The sequence below is a fragment of the Desulfococcus sp. genome (assembly GCF_050178255.1).
Taxonomy (GTDB): Bacteria; Desulfobacterota; Desulfobacteria; order Desulfobacterales; family Desulfococcaceae; genus Desulfococcus; species Desulfococcus multivorans.
The window spans coordinates 6,311-8,045 of the sequence record NZ_JBFXGG010000128.1 but is presented as its reverse complement, the minus strand read 5'-3'; the positions used below and the strand labels follow the sequence as shown (position 1 = coordinate 8,045).

The 1,735-nt window shown below is 66.2% G+C and carries 2 protein-coding genes; both read right to left on the bottom strand.

Features of this window, described 5'->3' with window-relative positions; genetic code table 11:
• A partial coding sequence (locus AB7S84_RS15240) for an MFS transporter (protein ID WP_428155517.1) occupies positions 1-1,026 on the bottom strand: 1,026 nt, incomplete at its 3' end.
• 17 nt (positions 1,027-1,043) lie between these two features.
• Positions 1,044-1,735, bottom strand: a 692-nt coding sequence (locus AB7S84_RS15235; protein ID WP_428155515.1) for a type III pantothenate kinase, incomplete at its 5' end; no start/stop codon positions are given.

Sequence of the window (1,735 nt, the reverse complement as noted above, 5' to 3'; positions counted from 1 at the left end):
CAGCACCGAGGCCAGGGCGTAGGCGCTCGCCGTGATCAGGGCCTCGGAAACGCCCCGGATGAAGTTGGCCGCAAACATCCAGGCCAGCCCCTCCACGCCGGCCAATATCACCAGCGAGGCCGCCGCCCCCCACGTGCCCCAGATCAGGACCCGGCGGTGGCCGTACTTGCCCGCCAGGCGCCCCACCATGAGCCCCGCCCCGATGACGGCCACGGACTGCATGTTGACGACGTGGCTGATCATGCCGCCGGCGAGGGCCAGCCCCGAGTCGAGGGCGAGATACTGGGACATGATGACGGCGATGGAATTCCGGCCGAAATTGATGAAGACCATGGCCCAGAGAAAGAGGATGAATGCGGCGCGGGTTCCGGCCTCGGCCTCGGGCGGCGGTGCCTCCGGGGCCCCGCCGCCTTTCCCGATGCCGCCTTCGGGCACCAGGAGCATGGGCAGCACCGAGACGACCATGGCCCCCGAAGCGATGAAAAAGAGGACGCCCTCCTGGAACCCCCACCCCTCATACCGGAGCCCCATGCCGTCATAAAGGAGCCCCCCGATCCAAATCCCCAGGATCCGCCCGAGCCCTCCGACGCTGGTGAGCCGCCCCTGCACCGCGCCCCGGTCCTCGATCCCGTAGATGTCGGAGATGAGGGCGCTCCACCCCACGTTGGACATGGACCAGAAGATCTCCACAACGGCGAGCCCCAGGATGATGACGTAGCCGGCGGCCTGACCGACCCCGGCGAGGGTGTGGAGATACCAGACCAGGATGGTGCCGATCCCGGCCAGGAGTTCGCCCCATACGATCAGGGTGCGGCGGAGCTGACGTCGATCCGACACCCCGCCCCACACATAGGTCTGACAGATGACGTTGAAGAGCATGGGGAGGGTCGCGAAAAGGGTCGTCTCGGTAACGCTCAACCCCAGGTAAAACCGCAGGTAGATGGAGAGAAAGCTGTAAAACAGCCCCCTCCGGAACATGGCCATGACCTGGAACGAGGCGATGCCCCAGAAGATCCGGGACGGCACGTGACGCGCCTCGGGGGTCACCGACCGGTCGCGGCCTGCAGCTGCCGTTCGTGAATGATCCGCAGGCCCTCCAGGGTCAGGTTGCCGTCCACCACGTCGATGGTCTCGCTGACACCGGCCATGAGGGGCGCCAGCCCACCGGTGGCGACGACCCTGGGCGCGGTGCCCATCTCCTCGGCCATGCGACGGACCATCCCGTCCACCAGCCCGGCATAGCCGAAGATGATGCCCGCCTGGATGCTGCCGACGGTGTTCTTGCCGATCACCCGGTCCGGCGGGCTGAAGATCTCCACCCGGGGCAGCTTGGAGGCCCTCATGAACAGGGCCTCCGACGCGATCCGGATACCGGGGCTGATGGCGCCGCCGAGATACTCGCCCTTTTCGGACACGGCGTCGAAGGTGGTTGCCGTGCCGAAGTCGATAATGATGAGGCTTTCAGGATATCTGGCATAGGCGCCCACGGCGTTGACGATCCGATCGGCCCCGACCTCGCTGGGGTCGCCGTAGAGGATGGGCATCCCGGCCGCCGTCCTGGCATCCACCCATACGGGGGCGTGTTTCATGTACTTCCGGCAGAAGGCATCCAGGATGTTCACCATGGGCGGCACCACACTGGAGATGATGGTCCCCTTCACCTGGCCCGCGTCGATGCCGTCCCTGGCGAAAAGCCCCGATACGAGAAAGTTGAACTCGTCCTCGGTGGTGTTCC